Here is a 22,371-nt window from a genome sequence, read left to right as displayed (position 1 = left end):
TGACTTAGCAAACGGAAGTTGCTCATGCAAAATATTGTTCATGTAGTACAAAATAGGGCGCAAAAACATCCTCATCAAAAAGCCATTTGCTATTTGGAAGACGGGGAGCACAAAACCGCAGAACTTACTTTAGCTGAATTGGATCAGCAAGCAAAAATTATTGCGGCCCATTTACAAACTCATCAAATAAGTGGTAATCGCGTCATTCTTCTTTATCCAACGGGAGTCGAGTTTATAACGAGTTTGCTGGGATGTTGGTATGCTGGCGTGATCGCCGTGCCAATACCTTGCCCTAAAATTGATGACTTTTTGAAACATGAGGCATTCCTGAATGCCATTGCTGAAGATGCCGATATTGCTGCCGTTTTAAGCTTGTCTTTGTACCATTCACGCATTGAATCAATCCTGAAAAGAAAAGCACTGATATTGGCTACTGATGTGCTCAAGACCCAATCAACTTCAAATTTCCAATCAATTCCCATTAATAAGGACACCATAGCCTATTTGCAATATACCTCAGGCTCAACTTCCGCTCCTAAAGCAGCAATTATCACCCATGGAAACTTGCAGCATAGTTTGCAAGAAACCATAAAGGTTTGGCATTACACCAAGAAGAGTGTGACCTTGACCTGGGCTCCCCATACCCATGTATATGGGTTAGTATGCGGCATATTGGTACCGCTTTACCACGGAACCCCCGCTTTTATTGTACCTCCAGCTGCATTCATCAACAGACCTATTAGCTGGTTATCTGCTATTTCAACATATCGTGTAACACACAGTGGTTGTCCTAATTTTGGTTACGATGTGTGTGTACGCGACATTAAAGATGCAGAGCGTGCGGGGCTTAATTTAAAACACTGGAAAGTAGCAATCAATGGCGGAGATAGTGTTCAACACCAAACGCTTATGGATTTCGTTTCCAAATTCCAAGCCTGTGGTTTTCAATTAAAACAATTTTGTTCCGCATACGGTATGTCTGAATTATCCGGCGCAATCGCAGTAACATCTTTTGATAGTGAACCGCATTTTTTATCCCTCCAAGATGATGCGAATCCCCTACAACGACGATTGGTCAGCAGTGGTAAATTATTAAGGGGATTGCAGGCAATCGTTGTTAATCCAGAAACAAAACAGCCCGTTGCTGCTGGGGCAACTGGTGAAATTTGGTTATCCGGCAAATCATTGGCCCTTGGTTATTGGCGACGACCCGATGAAACCCAAGCAGTATTCAATGCAACGATACCTGGCAGCGATCTCCGCTATTTTAAAACCGGGGATCTTGGATTTATCCTGGATAATGAAATTTATTTAACTGGAAGATTAAAAGAAGTCATTGTTATTTATGGAAAAAAATATTATCCACTGGATTTGGAAATCACCGTCGCCAATGCCCTTTCCAAACTCCAGATCAAACTCCCTCAAGTCGCCTTTTCTACAGAAAATGGGGGTAAAGAAAAAATTATTATTGTGCAGGAACTGTCTGAAGAAACCCCTGCATCACTATGGCCTAAAATCAAGAATGCGATTCGTCATGCCATTACCAAACATCATGGTGTGGAAGTTCATGAAGTCGTGTTAAGCCCTCAAGGAGCAATTCCCAAAACAGGTAGCGGCAAACTGCAACGGAAAAAAGCGCAACGATTATTCAATGAGCAAAACCTTGCCATATTAACCCAAGACTCACCAGAAAAGCTCACGGGAAATCAGCATGCAACCCGTGACAAGGAACATCAATTTACGACTCTGATAGCCAATGTATTGAAAATAGATGAAAAAGAAATCGACTTGGGTGCACCTCTGAGCCGATACTCCTTTGATTCAATTAATATCATTCAGCTTACAGCCCTACTTAACGAGACCTACCAGCTCTCATTATCCCCCGCAGCTTTGTATGAATATACTACTTTAGCAGAATTTTATACGGATTTATTAGATAAAAAAACCGGGAAGTCTGTAGCGGAGGAGGCAAAATACCCTATTAAGGAAACAAACGACATCGCCATTATTGGAATGAGCGGCATTTTCCCGCAAGCACCCGATATAGATACCTTTTGGGATAATTTATTGCAGGGAAAAGATTGTATCAGTGAAGTACCTTTATCACGCTGGAACTGGCAAGATTTAACCGTACGCTGGGGTGGTTTTATTGATCATATCGATCAATTTGATGCAACGTTCTTTAATATCTCAGCTCGCGAAGCAGAATTAATTGATCCCCAACAACGATTATTTTTACAAACTGTTTGGAAAACAATTGAAGATGCAGGGTACGCCCCATCCACTCTTGCTGCATTGAAAACAGGCTTGTTTGTCGGTGTATTTAACCATGATTATGCCGAGTTGTTGCAAAAAAATGAGGTAATGGATGCCTATCTTACTACGGGCACCATGAATAGTATGATTGCTAATCGTATATCCTACCTTTTAAACTTGCGCGGACCGAGTGAAACAATTGATACGGCATGCTCCAGCTCTCTGGTTGCTGTTCACCAGGCAGTCCATGCGATTTTGCAAGGTGATTGTGAGCTTGCACTTGCAGGAGGGGTAAATACGTTAATCACCCCCACATCCTTTATTGCAGCGAATCAAGCGGGCATGTTAAGTGACGATGGGCGTTGCAAAACATTTGATAAAAACGCCAATGGATACGTTCGCGGTGAAGGTGCAGGTGCCATTCTATTGAAAAAATTAACCCAGGCGTTGCACGATGGCGATCACATCTATGGGATAATCAAAGGAACAGCAGTGAATCATGGCGGGCATGTTAATACGCTTACTGCACCCAATCCCAATGCTCAAGCAGAAGCAATCATTTCTGCATGTCAACGCGCTCAAATACCCATCGACAGCATTCAATATATCGAGACCCATGGAACCGGAACGCCACTAGGGGATCCCATCGAAATTAATGGCTTAAAAAAAGCATTTCAACACCTGGCATTAGAGCAGCAGCTGGAAGCCTTGCCAAAACAGTATTGTGGATTAGGAGCCGTAAAAACTAATATTGGCCATTTGGAGTCTGCAGCAGGTATTGCAGGGATTATTAAAACCTTGCTTGCTATGCGCCATGAGATATTACCCGCGAATTTGCATTTCCATGAATTAAATCCTTATATTGAAATCGAAGACAGCCCATTTTATCTCCTTAATAAAACAACTAAATGGCCGAAAACAGCAGATACTCCCAGAAGAGCGGGAGTAAGTTCATTTGGCTTTGGTGGTGCAAACGCTCATATTATCCTTGAGGAAAGTCCAGAACGCACACACGCCCCATCCCCTAATCATTTCTCTTATCTGATTTGTTTATCAGCGATGACAATGACCGCTTTGCAGCAGCGGATTGCTGATTTGCTCAACTGGCTGGATCAGCAACAGGATTTAGCTAGCCTGGCTTCACTCAGTTATACCTTAAATGCAGGCAGACAACATTTTGCCAAACGCTTTTGTGTCATCGTGAAAACAGTCGCCGAATTAAAAGAGCAATTGCGATCTAGTTTATCCAGTGAGGATCTAGAGCGTCACATATTTATGGAAGAATCATCCAGTACAAATCATGATAATGCTGCCTTACATCAGGTACGCAGAAATTACCTGCAGGGCAAATCGATTGACTGGCATACAATCTATGGGGATTATCAAGAGAAAATCTCACTTCCTACTTATCCATTTGCCAAAGAATCTCATTGGGTAGCGAGCAAAAAAAGAGCTCTTTTCAAAGACGAAAAGAGCTCTGCCTGTTCCCCATCTATTTTTAGTGAACAATTTTCAGGAGATGAATTTTATTTGCGAGAGCATCGAGTACATGATGAACCCGTATTGCCTGGCGCCGTATGCTTGGAAATGGCTCAGGTTGCCGCCAGTTTGGCTTTAGGTAATCAGCAACTAACCTCTTTAAGCAAAATCATCTGGAAAAAGCCAATAAAAACCTCGGACTGGTCCAAGCTACTGTATGTCCGCATAATTCCTGAAACTGATGGAGTCTCATTTACAATCACTGACAAAGAGGAAATGATTCATTATGCTAGCGGAAATATGCATTATCCGGATAACTCTCCTGATGTGCCTCATACCAGCCTGAACATTGAGGAATTAAAATTAGCATTACCCCATACTCAAGATCCCGATACCATTTATACTTATTTTGAGAATGCAGGCATAAGCTATGGCCCGAGCTTCCGTGTCATTCAGACCCTCCATTTTAATGAGACGAATCTCTTGGCAGAACTAACCCTGCCTTCCTCTTTGTCCAGCAGGAATGGTGAATTTATAGTACATCCTTGTTTGTTCGATGGAATGTTACAAACAACCCAGGCTTTGCTTAAAAATCGTGAAGTGCTTTATCTGCCTTTTTCTATTACCCAAGTGGATATTTATAAGCCTTTACCAAATACCTGTTACGTATATGCCAATCTGGTTTCTTCTGTAGATAATCAGCATATGCCCGTTTTTAATATTCAAGTCACCGATGCCAAAGGGACACTCTTGTTGGTTATTACAGGATTTACCTTAAGTGCAGTACATGACTCCACTAAACCGGAGGCAACTGTCGCCCACTATTCTCCTGTATGGGTTGCCCAACCTTTGCATTCGGTAACAAAAAAACATCCAGATTCCATACTGATTCTAGGAAATAATGAACAGTCAGTACGATTGATAAAAACACAATTTGCTGAGCATACTACATCGTGTCAACGAATACAGGATTCCCAGGCCGCCCATCTTTCTCTAGCCTCATTGAGCGACTACATTATTATTGCTCTGGAAGAATTCAATGACCCTCTCTTTTCGCTTAAAGAGATCCAAAAAAACTTGGAGCAAACCTATTACCTGGTTCATACGTTAGTAACCCAGATCAGTAAATTAAAACCTAAAAAACCAGTCCAATTAATTTGTATCGGTAAAGAACCTTCTCTTTTTTCACGTGCTTTAGTTGGATTTGCAAAAAGCCTGCATCAAGAACAATCCAACATTTCATGTCGTTTTATTGAATTGCATGATCTGAGTCTACTTGCCCAGGAATTAACCCAAAATGAAATTGAAGTTCGATACGATAAACAGAATCACCGTTATATTCGACGTTACGAAGCCTTTACTCCACCCCTAACGGTTACACCAACTCTCAAAAAGTCAGGGGTTTATTTAATTACTGGCGGAATGGGAAGACTAGGTTATTTGTTCGCAAGATATTTAGCAGAACATTATCAGGCCAAAATCGTATTAACCGGTCGCGCCCCTATGTCTGCTCACTACCAAAACCGAATTGCAGAGCTGGAAAAGCAAAATGCCTCGGTAGTTTATGTACCCGCTGATATATCATCTTACGAGGAAGTCCAGGCTCTTATTCAAAACACTAAAGAACATTTTGGCACAATTAACGGTATTATTCATGCTGCGGGCCTTACCCATGATGAGTTTGTTGTGAATAAAACAGTCCCCGAAATAGCAAAAGTTTTAGAACCTAAAATTTATGGCGCCAGCAATCTGCATGCCGCAACACTGAAAGAATCTTTAGATTTCTTTGTGCTGTTTTCATCTGTAGCAGCCGTGTTTGGCAATGCAGGGCAAAGTGATTATGCCTATGCCAATTGTTTTCTAGATGAATTTGCTCACGAACGGGAACAGCAAAGAAGACTTGGCCATTGTTCCGGATATACTGTTTCGATTAACTGGCCACTTTGGGAAGAAGGGGGATTACATATTGCTCCTGAATACCAACAAGAACTTGAAAAAACCATAGGCATCTTAAGCTTATCTACACAACAGGGGTTCATCGCATTCTTGCAGGCATTACAGAACAATCTCCCAAATTGTATTGTTCTTCCAGGCTATCAACAAAAACTCATCAACGCCTTACAAAATAACTCTGTACTGAAACAAACACTAGCCACTCAGCCCCAGGAGATCAACCCCAATTTACAGGAACAAACCGAGGATTTTTTAAGAAAAATACTGGCTGAAACTTTAAAGTGTTTGCCAGAGCAAATCGATAGGAATTTGCCTTTTGAACATTATGGCATTGATTCGTTGATGATCATTCAACTGAATCAGCGTTTGGCCAATGAATTCAGGGAACTACCCAAAACATTATTTTTTGAATATCAAAACTTGGTTGATTTAGCTGAATACTTCATGAAACATGAGGCAGATGAATTAATTCAGCGTTTATCTAATGCGGAAATGGCATCCTCGCACAACCGGAGATCTAACACGAATCAAACTCCAATGCCAATTCAGGAAAAGACGCCCACCCACGCGGGAATGACACAACTCCTTAACTCAATGACAGCACCCAGATGTCTTGATTTTACAAAAAATACGACAAAATCACAGGATATTAGACTTCTTCAGAAACTCGCTACAGAGAGCGAAGAGCGAGGAAACACAGAGTACAGAACCGGAATGTACATGCAATCCCATAAGGATTCGCACATCGTATCGGCGAAGCAATTCGCCTCTGAAGTAGCGTTTTCGAAAAAGCCTATCGCCATTATTGGGATTAGCGGGCGTTATCCTGAAGCGAAAGATTTAACCGAATTTTGGCACAATCTGTATGCAGGCAAAGACTGTATTCGCGAAATTCCCAAGGAGCGATGGGCATTAGCGGACTATTTTGATGTGAATCATCCGGGTAAAACGTACAGTAAATGGGGTGGCTTTTTAACGGATGTAGATCAATTTGATCCCCTCTTTTTTAATATTTCACCACGTGAAGCCGCATTAATGGATCCCCAGGAGCGATTGTTTTTAGAAACCGCATGGAAAACTATAGAAGATGCCGGATATGCGCGTGACGCATTAGTGGGGAAAAAAGTTGGTGTGTATGTCGGAGTCATGTATGGACAGTATCAGTTGTTTGATAGCGAACCCTCTGATTCCGGTCAATTTATCCCAACAAACTCGTTATTTGCTTCAATTGCCAATCGAGTTTCCTACTTTTTTGATTTTCATGGTCCGAGTATCGCACTGGATACGATGTGTTCTTCTTCGCTTACAGCAATCCATTTAGCATGCCAAAGCATTCATGAAGGCGAATGCGAGATGGCCCTTGCTGGAGGAGTAAACCTATCCCTGCATCCCAATAAATACCTCTTACTAAGCCATGGAAAATTTTTAGCACGTGATGGGCATTGTCGCAGTTTTGGTGAGGGTGGGGATGGCTATGTGCCGGGCGAAGCTGTTGGTGCAATCCTGTTAAAACCCCTAGATAAAGCACTTGCAGATGGCGACCTTATTTATGCAGTGATTAAAGGCAGCCACCTCAATCATGGTGGAAAAACAAACGGTTACACCGTGCCTAATCCTAATGCACAAGCAGACTTGCTTGCTGAAACCTACCAAAAAGCCGACATTGACCCAGCACAAGTCAGCTATATTGAAGCGCACGGCACTGGAACATCCCTCGGCGATCCCATTGAAATTGCCGGGCTAAATAAGGTATTTGGCCAAAGAAAAATGCCACAATATTGTGCTATTGGTTCAGTAAAATCCAATATTGGTCATTGTGAATCTGCTGCAGGGATTGCTGCCGTCACCAAAGTGGTCTTGCAATTGCAACATCATACCCTGGTTCCCTCGCTTTTTTCTGAACCATTAAATAGCAACATCAATTGGTCCACCACACCATTTCGCGTGCAGCAAACTGTCAGTGAATGGCAACGACCATTAGCCAATGCCCCGCGCATTGCCGGAATCAGCTCTTTTGGGGCAGGAGGTGCTAATGCCCATCTGATTTTATCTGAAGCACCGGAAGTATTGCCGGCACCGACAAGAAGCAAATCACATTATTTGCTCACAATTTCTGCCAAGACCGAACTTGCATTAAATCAACGTCTGGATGATTTATTGGATTGGTTGGGAAACAATCCATCCGCAGAACTGGAACAAGTCAGTTACACATTAAATGCAGGCAGAACTCATTTTGATTGTCGTTGTGCTATGGTAGTCAGTTCGCTGGAGGAGGCAATCCGCTTCATCCAACAATTTAAAGCACAACAACAGCCTGCCCAGTTGTTTCTCCAAATAATTAGACCTCGTTCCAAACTCGCTGAGGAGAGTGAAGTACGAGGAGACGCGGAGCACAGAACCGGAGTGTACATGCAAGTATATGAGGATTCGAGCACCGCATCGACGAAACAATTCACCTCCTCAGTAGAGTTTGGAGTGAGGTCTAATGGAGCAAACACGCCTGAAACCACACCCACTCTATTGCCGCTTCTGATGCATCAATTGTCTCAGCTTTCTCAATATAAAGAAGCATTACTGGCTCTGGCAAAACTCTATGTAGAAGGCCAGGATCTGGATTGGAAGCAAATCCATGCAGATGAATCCAAGAAAAAAATATCCTTGCCTACTTATCCTTTTGCCAAGGAACGTTACTGGTACTCTGATGTGAACCAATGCAGTTCAACTCAAGAAAGGCAAACCCATTTGCCATTAATGCACAATGCACTTATCGACAAGATAAGCTCGTTTCTTACTCGGCAAGTCGTCCAAATATTGAAAATGAACCAACACCGAATTGCACCAGAAAAAAATCTTGGTGAATATGGGATGGATTCAGTGCATTTTATTGAATTGGCTAAAAAGATCAGCGAACACTACCAAATCGAGTTTACCCCTGCCGTCTTTTTTACGCACAGTAGCGTGCGCGCAATCAGTCAATACCTAATGAACCAATTTCCAGAAACTGTAGCCAAAACACATCAGGCAGCAGCGCAACTGCCAACTCATGTTCCTGCGGTCAAGCCTAGGCACATAGCAACTGATGGAGCCCAATCAATTGCCATTATTGGCATGCATGGGCTTTTTCCGCAATCCGATGATCTTGCAGCATTTTGGCACCATTTGCTCCAAGGTGATGATTTAGTGACCGAGATCCCTATAGAACGCTGGGACTGGCGTGATTATTACGGAAATCAAGCACATCAAAGTAACTCCAAATGGGGCGCTTTTATCAACAATTTCGATCAATTTGATGCAGGATTTTTTAATATTTCCGCCCGCGAAGCAAATCTTATGGATCCGCAACAACGACTCTTTTTGGAAATTGTATGGAAAACCATTGAAGATGCAGGCTATGATCCCTTTGCATTATCCTCACAGAACATTGGTGTTTTTGCCGGCGTTGAGTTTAGCGAATATCAGACATTAATTGCCAAACAACAAAAAGAACACCATGGCTTTATCGCTACGGGTAATTCACATAGCATGATTGCCAATCGTGTTTCCTACTTTTTCAATTTTCAAGGCCCAAGTGAAGCCATTGATACAGCATGCTCAAGCTCATTAGTTGCAATCCACCGTGCAGTACAAGCAATTCGTCATGGCGAATGCGATTTAGCTATTGCAGGCGGCGTGAGCCTTATATTGAGTCCTGATACTCTAGTAGTCACCAGCCAACTGGGAGCCTTGTCCGCAGAGGGTCGTTGCAAAACTTTTGCTAAAACCGCAGACGGCTATGTTAAAGGAGAAGGTGTAGCCGGTCTTTTACTGAAACCTTTAAAGCAAGCACAAGAAGACGGAGATCATATCTATGGAGTCATTAAAGCCTCTGCAGTAAATCATGGCGGTAAGGCGCAATCTTTGACTGCACCCAATGCAGCGGCACAAAGCGAGCTATTGATTCGTGCCTATACCCAAGCCCATTTCGACCCTGGTACGGTAACTTATATTGAAACTCATGGTACAGGTACTGCCTTAGGTGACCCTGTTGAAATTGAAGGTTTAAAACGTGCATTTGCGACGTTACTGTCGTCCGGCGCCAAGCAAAACTCGATTGCCTTAGGTTCTGTAAAAACGAATATCGGTCATTTAGAACCAGCATCAGGAATTGCAGGAGTGATTAAGCTGATTTTGGCCATGACTCATGAAACCCTCCCGGGTATTTTGCATTTGCATGAATTAAATCCCTACATCAATTTAACCGGTACACCGTTTTATATTCCCAAAGAAACCCAAACCTGGCAGCGCATCAAAAATGAAGCTGGCAATGAGATTCCATTGCGTGCTGGAGTCAGCTCATTTGGCTTTGGTGGAACCAATGCCCATATTGTGCTTGAGGAAGGCCGCCCCCATCAGGAAAAGACAGAAAACCGGCAAGCAAAACCCTACTATTTAATCACGCTTTCTGCCAAACAGCAGGAAAGCATGCAGCAAAAAATAGTGGATCTGCAGCAATGGCTGAATCAAAATAAAGAAACCGTTTCCCTGCCTGCACTGAGTTTTACGCTCAATGCGGGTCGAGCGCATTTTATTTACCGCTGTGCCCTAGTAGTAGATTCTCTTGATGCGTTAGTGAATGCGTTGACTTTATTAGTCAACCATGAAATTCCCGAGTATTGCATGATGAATGAAGGGCAAACCTGGACGATCCAGGGGCCGGTATTTGATGAAGTGTATCAGGCAGCAATTAAAGCCTTAGTTCAACCAGAAAATTCAGAGCAATATCGTCATAAATTATTTATTCTGGCAGATTTATATACGAAACATTATGTCATTGACTGGCAACAGGTATATCTCGGAGAAAAGATACACCGTTTGGGCTCTTTACCTGCTTATCCATTTATCAAACAGCGTTACTGGTATGATTTGGAATTCAATTTCATGCCTACGCCACAAACCTCTATGATCTCACCGTGCCGTGGTTTGTCCACGGCATCCACGGAACCCACGCACAAGGTGCGAGACGTGAGTTCTCCAATAAATTATCAACACACCCTGATGTATTTACAGCAGATATTCGCAGAACAATTACATACCTCTCCCGAACTCATTCAAGCAGATGAAACTTATGAGGTTTTTGGAGTAGACTCCTTGATTGGCTTGGCAATTACCAATCGCTTGGAAAAAGATTTTGGCAGCTTACCTAAAACCTTACTCTACGAACGCAATCGACTAAACGATTTAGCCAACTATTTGCTCAAAAATTATAAAGAAAAATTATCCACCCTGGTGTTCGCAGGCAACATCATGCCAGTAGCAACACCTCTTGAAATGGAAATAGTTAAACCCATGGCCCCTACGCCCAAAGTAAGTCATTCATCTCGTGATATAGCCATTATCGGTTTAAGCGGTATCTTTCCTATGGCCAACTCCATGGATGAGTTTTGGCAAAACTTAAGTTCAGGACGCGACTGTGTCAGTGAAGTTCCTGCTGATCGCTGGAATTATAAAGAGTACCCTGTAGCGATTGGAGGCAAAGAACACTATTTCCCTTATGGGGGTTTTATTCCCGATGTCGATAAATTTGATCCACTGTTCTTTAATATTTCACCCCGCGATGCAGGACTTATGGATCCGCAGGAACGCTTGTTCATGCAGTCCGTATGGTCCACCCTGGAAGACGCGGGCTACACCCGTGACAAATTAAAACGTAAAGCCCAAAATTCAGTCGGTGTCTTTGCTGGGGTGACTTATAATTTTTACCCATTATTTATCGCCGAAGAGTGGCAAAAAGGAAACCGGGTGCCGCTGGATGTGCAATCGTTTTCAGTCGCAAACCGGATTTCTTACTTCCTTGATGTAAATGGTCCAAGCTTTGTTGTCGATACAGCGTGCTCTTCCTCTTTGGCAGCAATTCATTTAGCCTGTGAAAGCCTCTTGCGTGGTGATTGTGCGATGGCGATTGCTGGGGGCGTTAATTTGTCATTACACCCCAGTAAGTATCACTTCCTGGGCAGTTTTAACTTTATGTCGGAACAAGGACGTTGTGCGAGTTTTGCTGAAGGTGGAACAGGTTATGTGCCGGCAGAAGGGGTTGGCGCAGTATTATTAAAACCTTTGGCTACTGCAATTGCCGATAATGATAGGATTTATGGGGTAATCAAAGGAAGCAGCATGAATCATGGAGGCAAAACCAGCGGCTACACTGTTCCTAACCCTAATGCCCAGGCTGCTGTAATTCTCCAAGCTTTAAAAAATGCCAATATTGACGCACGAACAATATCTTATATCGAAGCGCATGGCACAGGAACCGCATTGGGTGATCCCATAGAAATTCGCGGCTTACAAGATGCTTTTGAACACTATACCGAAGACAAGCAATTTTGTGCGATTGGTTCCGTCAAATCCAATATTGGACACCTGGAGTCTGCAGCAGGCATATCGCAATTGGCCAAGGTACTTTTACAAATGCGTCACCAACAATTAGTGCCGACATTGCATAGCACGCAATTAAACCCCTTTATTGATTTTCAAAACTCACCGTTCTATGTTCAGCAAGAACTGAGCGATTGGCAACCCGAGAATAATTCGCCGCGCCGTGCTGGGGTGAGCTCCTTTGGTGCAGGCGGCGCCAACGTGCATATGATTATTGAAGAATACGTTCCCTCAATAAAACCTCAAAGTACAGTAAATAGCCCATATATTTTCTTATTATCTGCATTAAATGAAGAACGTTTGGCAATACAAATACAGCAAATGCAGCGTTATGTGCAACAAAATAGCCATACACAAAATAAAGAGTGGCTCAGAGATGCATGCTTTACCTTACAAACAGGGCGAGAGCACATGGCAGCGCGATTTGCGGTAGTCGTAACAAATACAGATGAATTGCTTACTGCCCTGGCAAATTATCCGCATGACAAGGGAGCAAATACCTGGGTAAATCATAATGCGCACAGTAACCACCCAATAGTCCCCCACGTGGAAGAATTAATCAGCACTGAGCGCTATGAAGAACTAGTTCAGCATTGGATTAATGGGGTAAAGGTTGATTGGGAACGATTATACCAACAAATACCCAACCTTATCTCTTTACCTACTTATCCATTTACGAAACGACGCTGCTGGATACCTACAAAAGAGGTAGAAACACCTCCTATAACTCAGACAACGCTGCAACCAGCAATTCAACCTCCTGTTGCCAATACAGAGCTGGTCGATATCCAAGATTGGCTCTACCTCACTCAGTGGGAGAAAAATCCGCAAATGGCTCCGCCTGCATTAATTAGACCTCTTTCCAAACTCGCTGAGGGAAGTGAAGTGCGAGGCGACACGGAGCACAGAACCGGGGTATACACGCCAGTACATGAGGATTCGAGCACCGCATCGACGAAGCAATTCACCTCCGCAGTAGAGTTTGGAATGAGGTCTAAAGGGAAATGGCTTATATTCTGTGAACCGGAGGCAGTCCCTGTATTAAAACAAGAACTTGGGGAACAAGCGGGTATTTATTGTTTTGCCCGCAATCAATTTGCCTCAATTGATACTTATGAGTACACCATCAATGCCGCACAAAAAGCAGATTATGAGCAGCTTTTTGCAACACTTCATGCGCAACACAAAGACAATTTAATAGGTGTCATTTATTTATGTTCCGCAGTAACTACCCACTCTCGTACTATGTCCCGCGGCTTGTCCGCGGGATCCAGAAATTCCATAGCATCGTTGGCTCCCGCGGGCAAGCCGCGGGACGTAGGGGCATGCGAGCAGTTATGCTCTATAGATGATTCAAATGAAGAAAACCATGCCGATCCAAGTCTGGCATTACTCTATTTATTTCAAGCAATGGTACAGCATTCTTGGCCGCATCAATTAACCTTTTGTCTTACATCGCAATCGGCGCAGCACGTTACCTCCGCAGATACCATTAATATCTGGCAACATCATCTCTGGTCCATGACCCGTATTTTTGCCGCCGAACAAGCAAAATACCAGGCTTTATTGCTTGATTTGGATGCGAATGAAAACATAGAACAAAATGTCAAGATCCTGATTAAGGAGTTAGGATTATACCAAAGCAAACAAAATCATATTGCCTACCGTGCCTCCGAAAGGTATACCATTCGCTTCCTTCTTCATGAACGGTCACAAAACGATAAAGTACTTCCTGTCTGGAAAGCTCCCGCAGCTGCATTAATTACCGGTGGTTTAGGCGCTTTAGGCTATGAAGTCGCAGAATTTATTGTAGCGCAAGGGACACGTTTTATTTTACTTACCGGTACGACAGAACTCTCGCTACAAACGCCTGAAAAAAATATCTTGCTCAAAAAGCTAGAAGCCCAAGGTGCACAAGTTCGCTACGCTGCAGTTGATGTGGCTGATAAAGAACAAATGCGCCAAGTAATCATGGGCGCTGAACAAGCGTGGCAACAATCTATTGATGGGGTTTTTCACTTAGCTGGAATCACTACGGATAATGTCACGATCGCTGATATGGATGAAGCATTATGGCGTGATGTATTACGCGTAAAAATACAAGGCTCGATGGTATTGCATGAACTCTTTTTGCAAGCCCCATTGTCTTCTTTTGTATTGTTTTCTTCCATCGCGGCAGTTCCTCATTTTGGGATGGCAGGACTTAGTGCTTATGCAGTGGCGAATGAATTTATGAGCGGCCTTGCCTTATATCGCCGTAGTATGCAGTTACCTGCATCAAGTATTAACTGGGTAGCTTGGTCAGAAAAAGGAATGAGCCATAGACACAGTCATGATGCATTTTTAGATGCTGTTGGGATGGCCTCTCTAAGTATTAAAGAAGGAATCGCTTTATTTAATACCTTGCTAAGACTCAACCCAGCTGAGATTACAGTATGTAACATTCAATGGAAAAAATTTTTACACGTTAATGCAACAGCCAAGCAACTTGATTTCTTTACCCATTTTGTTGCCGAACATGCTGCAAGCGTCCAAGCAGCAGTTGTTTCCTCATTAAACCAGGAAGAAATTACTGCATTAGTCTTACATTGCTTTGCCTCGGTATTAGGATTGGAAGCCACTGAAATTGACCGCGAAACACCCTTCCAACACTATGGAATGGACTCCATTACGGGTATCGATTATACCGAACAACTGGGTAAGCATTTCCCTGATGTAGTCGCACCGATGGATTTATATCGCTATCCCACTTTAAATCAATTAACTGATTACATCCTACAGCGCGTGCAAATCAACTGCGAACCAGAACCTGCACCACTTTTTAGTGCAGAAGGAACTCTTGATCTGGATCAATTAAATGACGGCCAACTCAATGAACTGCTTGAATTGGAATTAAAAGAATTAGAGCTGACTTATGAATGATACAACAACTTTAAAAAAATCATTGTTGATGATCCAAAAGCTCAAAAAGCTTTTGCAAGAACAGAATGAAAAATTATTTACCCCCGTTGCAATTATTGGGATGAGTTGTCGTTTGCCCGAAGCCAATAATCCGCAAGAATTTTGGGATTTATTATGCCAGGGCAAAAATGTCATTTCACCAATTCCTGACACACGCTGGGAGCTGTTGAAAGGCACCCGCGAAATGGCTCAACGTGATGCCAATTTGGCTTATTGGGGAGGCTATTTACCCCAGATTAACGCGTTTGATGCGTATTTTTTTGGCATTAGCCCACGCGAAGCCATGCGAATGGATCCGCAACAACGCATCCTATTGGAGGTATCCTATGAATCATTTGAAGATGCGGGTTTGACTGTTGATGCCTTAGCAGGTTCTAATATGGGTGTTTTTTCCAGTGTGTATGCCAGTCAGTTCAGCCATCTGCAAAAACTGGATTCAGATATGGATGCCTTGTTTATTCCTACAGGGAGCGCCATCAGCATGGCAGCAAACCGTTTGTCGTATTTATTCGATTTGCGCGGCCCCAGTCTGGTATTAGATACTGCATGTTCGTCTTCGCTCATCGCCATTCAATTAGCGTGTTTAAACCTGCATGCAAAATTATGTGATACCGCCTTAGTCAGTGCAGTAAATATCAATTTATTGCCTTCCATTCATTCGGTTTTAGCCAAAGCAAGCATGCTTTCCCCTACCGGACAATGCCATACTTTTGATGCCAAAGCAGATGGTTACGTGCAAGGGGAAGGAGCAGGCGCCATTATTTTGAAACCGCTAGCCAAGGCATTACAGGATAAAGACAAAGTCTATGCAGTACTCACTGGCAGTGCAGTAAATCAAGATGGCAAAACAAACGGCTTAACAGCGCCTAATGGTTTGCAGCAAGAGCAATTATTGAGAGCGGCTTATCGAACAGCCAAAACAGATCCTGCCCATGTTTCCTATATCGAATGCCATGGAACAGGCACGTTCCTTGGCGATCCGATTGAAGTTCAAGCCTTAGGAGAAGTAATCGGCAAAAATCGCGGTACTGATAAGCCATGTTGGATTAGCTCTGTTAAAACCAACATGGGTCATTTGGAGCCTGCTGCGGGCATTATCAGTGTGATTAAAACGGCTTTAGTCTTAAAAAATGGTTTAATTCCTCCACATCTTAATTTTAACCAGGCCAATCCCCATATTCCGTTTGAACGCTATTCTTTGCAGATTCCCAAGCAACCAGAACAATTACCCAGATACAGCGATGTCGGTATTGCTGGAGTAAGTGGCTTTGGTTTTGGTGGTGCAAATGCACATCTTGTATTACGCGAGCTTTCTTCAAATGAAGAACCCATTTTTACCGATAAAATCCCCAGGAATAAAGAACTGTTTACTCTTTCCGCAAAAGAAAAATCTGCATTATTTGCTTTAATTGAGCGCTGGTGTGATTATTTAAAGAATAATCCGGAAACAAATTTGGCACAGCTTTGCTATAACCTCCATATCAGGCGCTCTCATTATGCACAACGCCTAGCAATCATCACGGATTCAGTTACTGATCTTTACCAAAAGCTGGCTGCGTTGCGTACAAGTCCAGATGTCCCAAATGAGTTTGTGTTTATCAATCACGAGCAAAAAAAATCTCCTACACCAATCCCAATATCTGAGTTTTCCACGCTGGATTTGCATGCTTTAGCGAAGAACTATGTGTCCCATGCGCAGATTGATTGGAAAAAATATGAAGAAAATCGTTCTTATGCACCTCTGGATATGCCGTTTTATCCATGGCAACATAAAACATATTGGCCAACCTTAGAGCAAGGTCTTAATGAAAGCATCAATACAACCTATCCGATGCGAGGCAAAATTCTTGTTTCACCTTTACCAGCTCGACAGTTTGAATTTGTCTTTGATACTAAAGTAATGCCTGAGGTTCAGGATACCTTTTATGTGTTACATGCGGGTTATTATCTGGAAATGTTAGCGTATGCAACAAAGCAATTATCGCAAAAAGCTTCTTTTACAGTGCAAAACCTCAATTATTTATCACCCATATTAGTTCTGGATGGGAAAACGATTTTGGTACAACTTATCATCCAAACAGGTGAAGAAGGCATATTATCATGTCGTTTTTACAGCAATGATGGCAACGAATCCTGGATAGAGCATGCAAACGGTATTTTAACCCTGAATAGCTCACCCTCCTTCAATCAACTTGAACCCAAGTACGAACTCCTGCAGCGACTCCCCATCTCAGGGACTACGGAAACGTTTTATAACCGAATAACAGGTATGGGCATGCCCGCCGGTGATACCATTCGTTGGGCGCATCAATATTGGGCCAATAAGGATGAACTGTTTTGTGAGTTACGCGAACCCAAGCCCTCAGAACGTGGGAAGCAATTTATTACCCAGATGCATCCAGGCATTATTGATGCCTGTATTCAGACCCTCTTTTTATTATTGCCTAAGCAATTCACCAAACCCTATATTGCATCACATATGGGAACTCTTGAGTTTTATGGCTCATTAGAAGATCAGAAATATATTTACACAGTATTAAAAGAACTGCATCCAGAAGGGAAATACATCATTGCTGACTGGTACTTGCTGGATAAAAATCATGCTTTGATCGCTGCATGTCATGATCTGCGCATGACCGTGCTCAATGATACGCTGCAAATTAACCAAATTATGGAGATTCAATCCCAGTTCCAACTCGATTTCTCATTGCCTTATGAAGTGTGTCAAAACAAATTGACTCAGTACTTAACCGAGCAATTTGCGATTATCTTTTCAATGCCGCAAGACGACATCAAACCATTCCAATCCCTACATGAACTGGGAATGGACTCACTCATGGCACTTGCTGTCATCCGAATCATAGAAACTAACTTAGGTATTACTTATTCTCTGCCCTTAATGATGCAAGGTCCATCCATTCATGAGATTGTTGAGTATGTATTAGCAAGCCAATGGCCAGGTCCCCAACAAGACTCACCTGAACCACAATCTCATTTTGATAGACCTCTTCGGAAACTCGCTACAGAGTACAGCACCAGAGTGTACCCACAGCCGCATAAGGATTCGAGTACTGTATCGACGAAGCAATTCTCCTCTGAAGTAGAGTCCCCAAAGAGCTCCACTCTCTGGGTCGCTAATCGAACAATACAGAAGAATGCGCAAGTACGTTTATTTTGCTTTCCTTATGGCGGTGGCGGCGCTTCAATTTATCGCGAATGGCAACAGGAATTTCCTGATTTCATTGAAGTATGCCCCATCCAATTACCAGGTAGGGAAAATCGGATGGAAGAGCAACCTCTTGCTGACCTTGAGACTTTGGTTTCAATATTGGCGAATCAACTTAAACCTCAATTCAACTTACCTTTTGCTTTTTTTGGTCATAGTTTTGGTTCGCTTATTGGATTTGAACTGAGTCGCTATTTACGTCGTCATAATTTGCCACAACCTGCCCATCTTTTTGCATCAGCCTATCCTGACCCACGTATCCCCTCTAAAAGCTTGGATAATCTCTTGGCAAAACTGCGCCAAATGAATATCAACTTATTTGATTTAAACGCAGAGCGAATCAGTGGGTTAGACGATGAACAATTAACGGCTTTATCCATAGTATTTAAAGAAAACGGCATTGTCGATTACAGCGATGAACGAATGAACAAAAGTATTATCAAAGTCTTATTACCGATTTTTATCGGTGATATGAACATTGTAAAAAGCTATGCTTATCAGGATGAATCCCCTTTAAAAGTAAGTATTACCGTGTTTTTAGGCACAGAAGATACCTGGGTCTCTCCAGAAGATCATTTAGGATGGTCCGCTCATTCATTAGGACATTGTGAATTTCATCAATTTAATAGTGGGCATCTTTTTATAAGAGAAAAAGAAATACGCTCAAAAGTAATCCAAAAAATTACTGAGAAACTTCTGCGTTTTAGTACTGCAGAATCTGAGATCTAATTCTCTCTGGATACCATGTATAAAAACTGAGATATGCTCACAAAATTTATTCTATAGCCAACAGTGATGTAAAAAAAACTTTCATCGCTGTCTGACCCCTGACCGTCAAGCGTAGCCCGTATTAGCGAAACGTAATACGGGACTTTTTCTTGCCACATCCTTCACAATCTCAAATATAAACCCCTTTTTATTAAACGATTAATATTCGAATCCGGTATTTCCATAGAACAAGTTATGGTAATAAAATCTCGTACGCTTGTTATGCAAAGCTCCAGTTAATTTGTCCGCCAATCGCTGTGGTTTGTGTATTGGTATGCCCTTTAAGTGAGGTCAAAGGGGTAATTAGATTTACCGGCATTTGGTTAAAGAACGAATGGCCAACCCCCACATCGTAGCCTAAATTTGCATTTTGTTGATAATGCGCTCCCACTGCCACAATAGTCGCACTCCCTACAGGATCGGCAATACCACGATCACGATCATTAGAAGGAGTGCTCATGAATTGAATACCGCCGCGGAATAATATTTTTTCAGTTGCCTTAAAGGTAGCACCAACTGCATAATCAAAACAGTTGTGGTAATTAAAAGGAATCGTTACTGAACGCGTTTCTCCAGTAGGAGTTTCCGTATTTTCCATCGTGATTTGATTAAATGTTCTCCAATTGGTGTAAAAAACTGTGCCAACTCCTGTCCAGCGTTTGGTGAAATCATGTTGTAAACTCAGTTGGACTCGGGCCGGCAAAGCCGCTTTTGTTTCTTGTTGATTGGTTCTAAAGATTGCTACCATGGGCCCTATCGCAGGCGTATGTACGGTGCTATGGCCTCTAGTCGTCAGCGAGATTTTAGAATAATAACTCACTCCAACCCGAGTTTCTGGTGAAAAATCAAATAAAATGCCGCCATGACCGCCGTATCCCCAGCCACTTAAATGATTTTCGAGTCTTGAGTCTAAGGGAAAAGAAACAGGCGGGCCATACATATTATTCAGTGTAAATGCCAAATGCAGTGCATCAAATCCCGCACCTAGAGAAAAACGGTCTGTTATTTTCACACCCAAACTTGGACCTATATCAATACCCACAACTTGAGAACGTGTTGAAGCATAACGAGCAATGGATGACCGTGTAGAACCATAATTTGTGCCTAATCCAAACGGAGTTGTCAAATTAAAACCAAAAGCAACGCGTCGAGTAAGAGGGGCTGAATAATAAAATGAAGGCAAAAAGGCCTTGATTTGGCTATGTGCTTCTCCAGACTGTGTAACAGGAAACGGAAAGGGAAAGGTTGGGGTAACTGCAGAGCCTGTGAATCGAGCAGTGCCTATGATGCCTAATGCATTACCCACTATTTGTTGATGAGGCAGTTTAACAAGGCCTGCTGGATTTGTATAAGCCGTACTTGCATCACTGGCAGCCGCTGCCCAATCAGCATAAGCAACACCCAAACCCGCTGAATTGACAAAAGGCAGGTTAAAATCGGATGTTGCCAAAACTGGAGAAGCGATAAAGAATGAAAAAAGCCCTAGGTATAAATGAGACACTCGACACACATTTTACTCCTTTACAGTAATAGCTCAGGCTGTCTTATGTTGACTTCTGCAGGACGATTGGATTTGAGCACTTACCTTTTTATATTTTATTATTCCTTAATAAATTAATAACCATCTCAATTTCTTCTGACATCGGCCTACAATCTTCTATTTTTGGAGAATATTGACGAACTGTGTAATAAATAGATTGAGCTTTTTTACTTGCTTTTTCAATACCACGTAATTCAAGTGCTTGCGTTGCTGCCAGCAACAAAATTGCTGTGAGGCGCTCCAAATTGGCGACTGACTCTTGAAAATCAAAAGCAGCGTGGGTTCCCAAGCTATTTACATCCTGATTATCACCTTCTGTAGGTAAGGTAAATGCCTGATGTGACTGGGCCAATTTGCGATTTTGTACTGCAAGTGCTGCAGCTAACAGCTGCATTGATCGAAAACCATTATGTTTACTTGGATTAGGCACTAAATTCACCGGTAAATCATGATTCTTACGAGGATGAACTAAATTAGCGAGCAATGCATGCATCCAGGTTGAAGCTTGGGCAATATCCATTTTCAAAATATCACAGGCATCAGTGATATAAAAACCCATAAAATTTGCGCTATGATAAATATTGTTCGCAGCAACATCAATAACAGGATTATCATTCACAGAATTCATTTCATTTTCTATCCAACAGATTGCGCGTTCCAAATTCTCATGGAATGGGCCGAATCCTTGGGGAACAGAACGAATTGAATAATAATCTTGTACTGGTTTATAGGTATAATCCGTTGCTCTTAATTCATCTAAATCAATCAATAATTGACTTCCTTCCCAGAAATCAATAAAAAATTGATTGATTGTCATTTCACCTTTCTGTTTTTTTAGTTGATGTACCACAGGATGATAAGCACTACTGATCACAAGTAAAGACTCTAACGCCATGGCAATAGCAGCCAACATTTGCTTGAATAAATGATGCAAATCATAGACTGCCAAACTGGCTATTGCCGTCATAAAGGACGTGCCATTGATCAAGGCAAGCCCATCACGCATTACGGGTTTATATGCCTTAAGGCCAGCTAACTGAATCGCTTCGGGTGCCAGCATCACGCAGTCCTGATAAGTCACTGCAACAGGTTCGCCAATAAGCGCTGCTGCAATCATAGAAAGAGGAATAAGATCACCACTGGCACCAATAGAACCATAACAACGAACTACAGGAGTAATACCTGCATTAAGAAAATCTAGAAGTGAATTAATTAATTCAGGATGGACACCCGAATATCCTTGTGCCAGACAATGTGCACGCAGCATCATCGCTACTCGTACAATATGAGGTGAAACAATTGCGCCTAGACCGCAAGAAAGAGAGCGAAGAATGTTTTCTTGTCGTTCATTAATCGAGTCATAATAATCTGATGCATCAGTATCTTTGAGCGTCGTATCAATATAACGCACCTGATCACCAAAATTTGTGTTGACACCATAAATAGGAACTCTTGAATCAACGTGAACTTTCAAAAACTGGTATGAAGCATCTATGACTTCCATGGCTTTGGGTGGCAAAGCTACTGGCGATGAATGATGTGCCAATGCTTGAGAAGAAGCAATAGTCAACTGACAGCCATAGCCAATTGTTATGGGCATGTCTACCTTGCTCATACTTGCAGGATTAATCGTTTTGGGAGTATTGAGAGACTTTAAATGTTCCAACGTAAACTCCATTTATCATAGTAAAAATTTGCCGGTAACTGAGCTTAGTGTGTGCTTTTTTATAAGACTTTTCAACAAAATAATTTACGTGGAATTTTGTAACCCTCAATA

4 protein-coding genes are annotated in these 22,371 nt (G+C 42.3%); 2 read left to right on the top strand and 2 right to left on the bottom strand.

The annotated features are described in order from the left end of the window. The first annotated feature begins 24 nt into the window (after positions 1–24). Both A8O27_RS19275 and A8O27_RS02890 read left to right on the top strand, forming a co-directional pair. Complete coding sequence (locus tag A8O27_RS19275) at positions 25–15,021, top strand: SDR family NAD(P)-dependent oxidoreductase (protein WP_064115054.1); 14,997 nt, start codon at positions 25–27, stop codon at positions 15,019–15,021. Next, complete coding sequence (locus tag A8O27_RS02890; protein WP_058458087.1) at positions 15,014–19,015, top strand: beta-ketoacyl synthase N-terminal-like domain-containing protein; 4,002 nt, start codon at positions 15,014–15,016, stop codon at positions 19,013–19,015. Before A8O27_RS19275 ends, A8O27_RS02890 begins: the two co-directional genes overlap by 8 nt. A 259-nt stretch (positions 19,016–19,274) precedes the next feature. Here A8O27_RS02890 and A8O27_RS02885 read toward each other — a convergent pair whose 3' ends face one another. After that, positions 19,275–20,564, bottom strand: a complete 1,290-nt coding sequence (locus tag A8O27_RS02885; protein WP_058458086.1) for an OmpP1/FadL family transporter — start codon at positions 20,562–20,564, stop codon at positions 19,275–19,277. A gap of 79 nt (positions 20,565–20,643) precedes the next feature. Then, positions 20,644–22,260: an HAL/PAL/TAL family ammonia-lyase gene (locus A8O27_RS02880; protein ID WP_058458085.1), complete on the bottom strand. Its 1,617-nt coding sequence runs from the start codon at positions 22,258–22,260 to the stop codon at positions 20,644–20,646. Between the last annotated feature and the right edge of the window lie 111 nt (positions 22,261–22,371).

The sequence above is a fragment of the Legionella bozemanae genome, assembly GCF_001648595.1.
In the GTDB taxonomy this organism is placed as follows: Bacteria; Pseudomonadota; Gammaproteobacteria; order Legionellales; family Legionellaceae; genus Legionella; species Legionella bozemanae.
The sequence above is the reverse complement of the archived record's forward strand: the minus strand, read 5'-3'. Positions and strand labels throughout refer to the sequence as shown.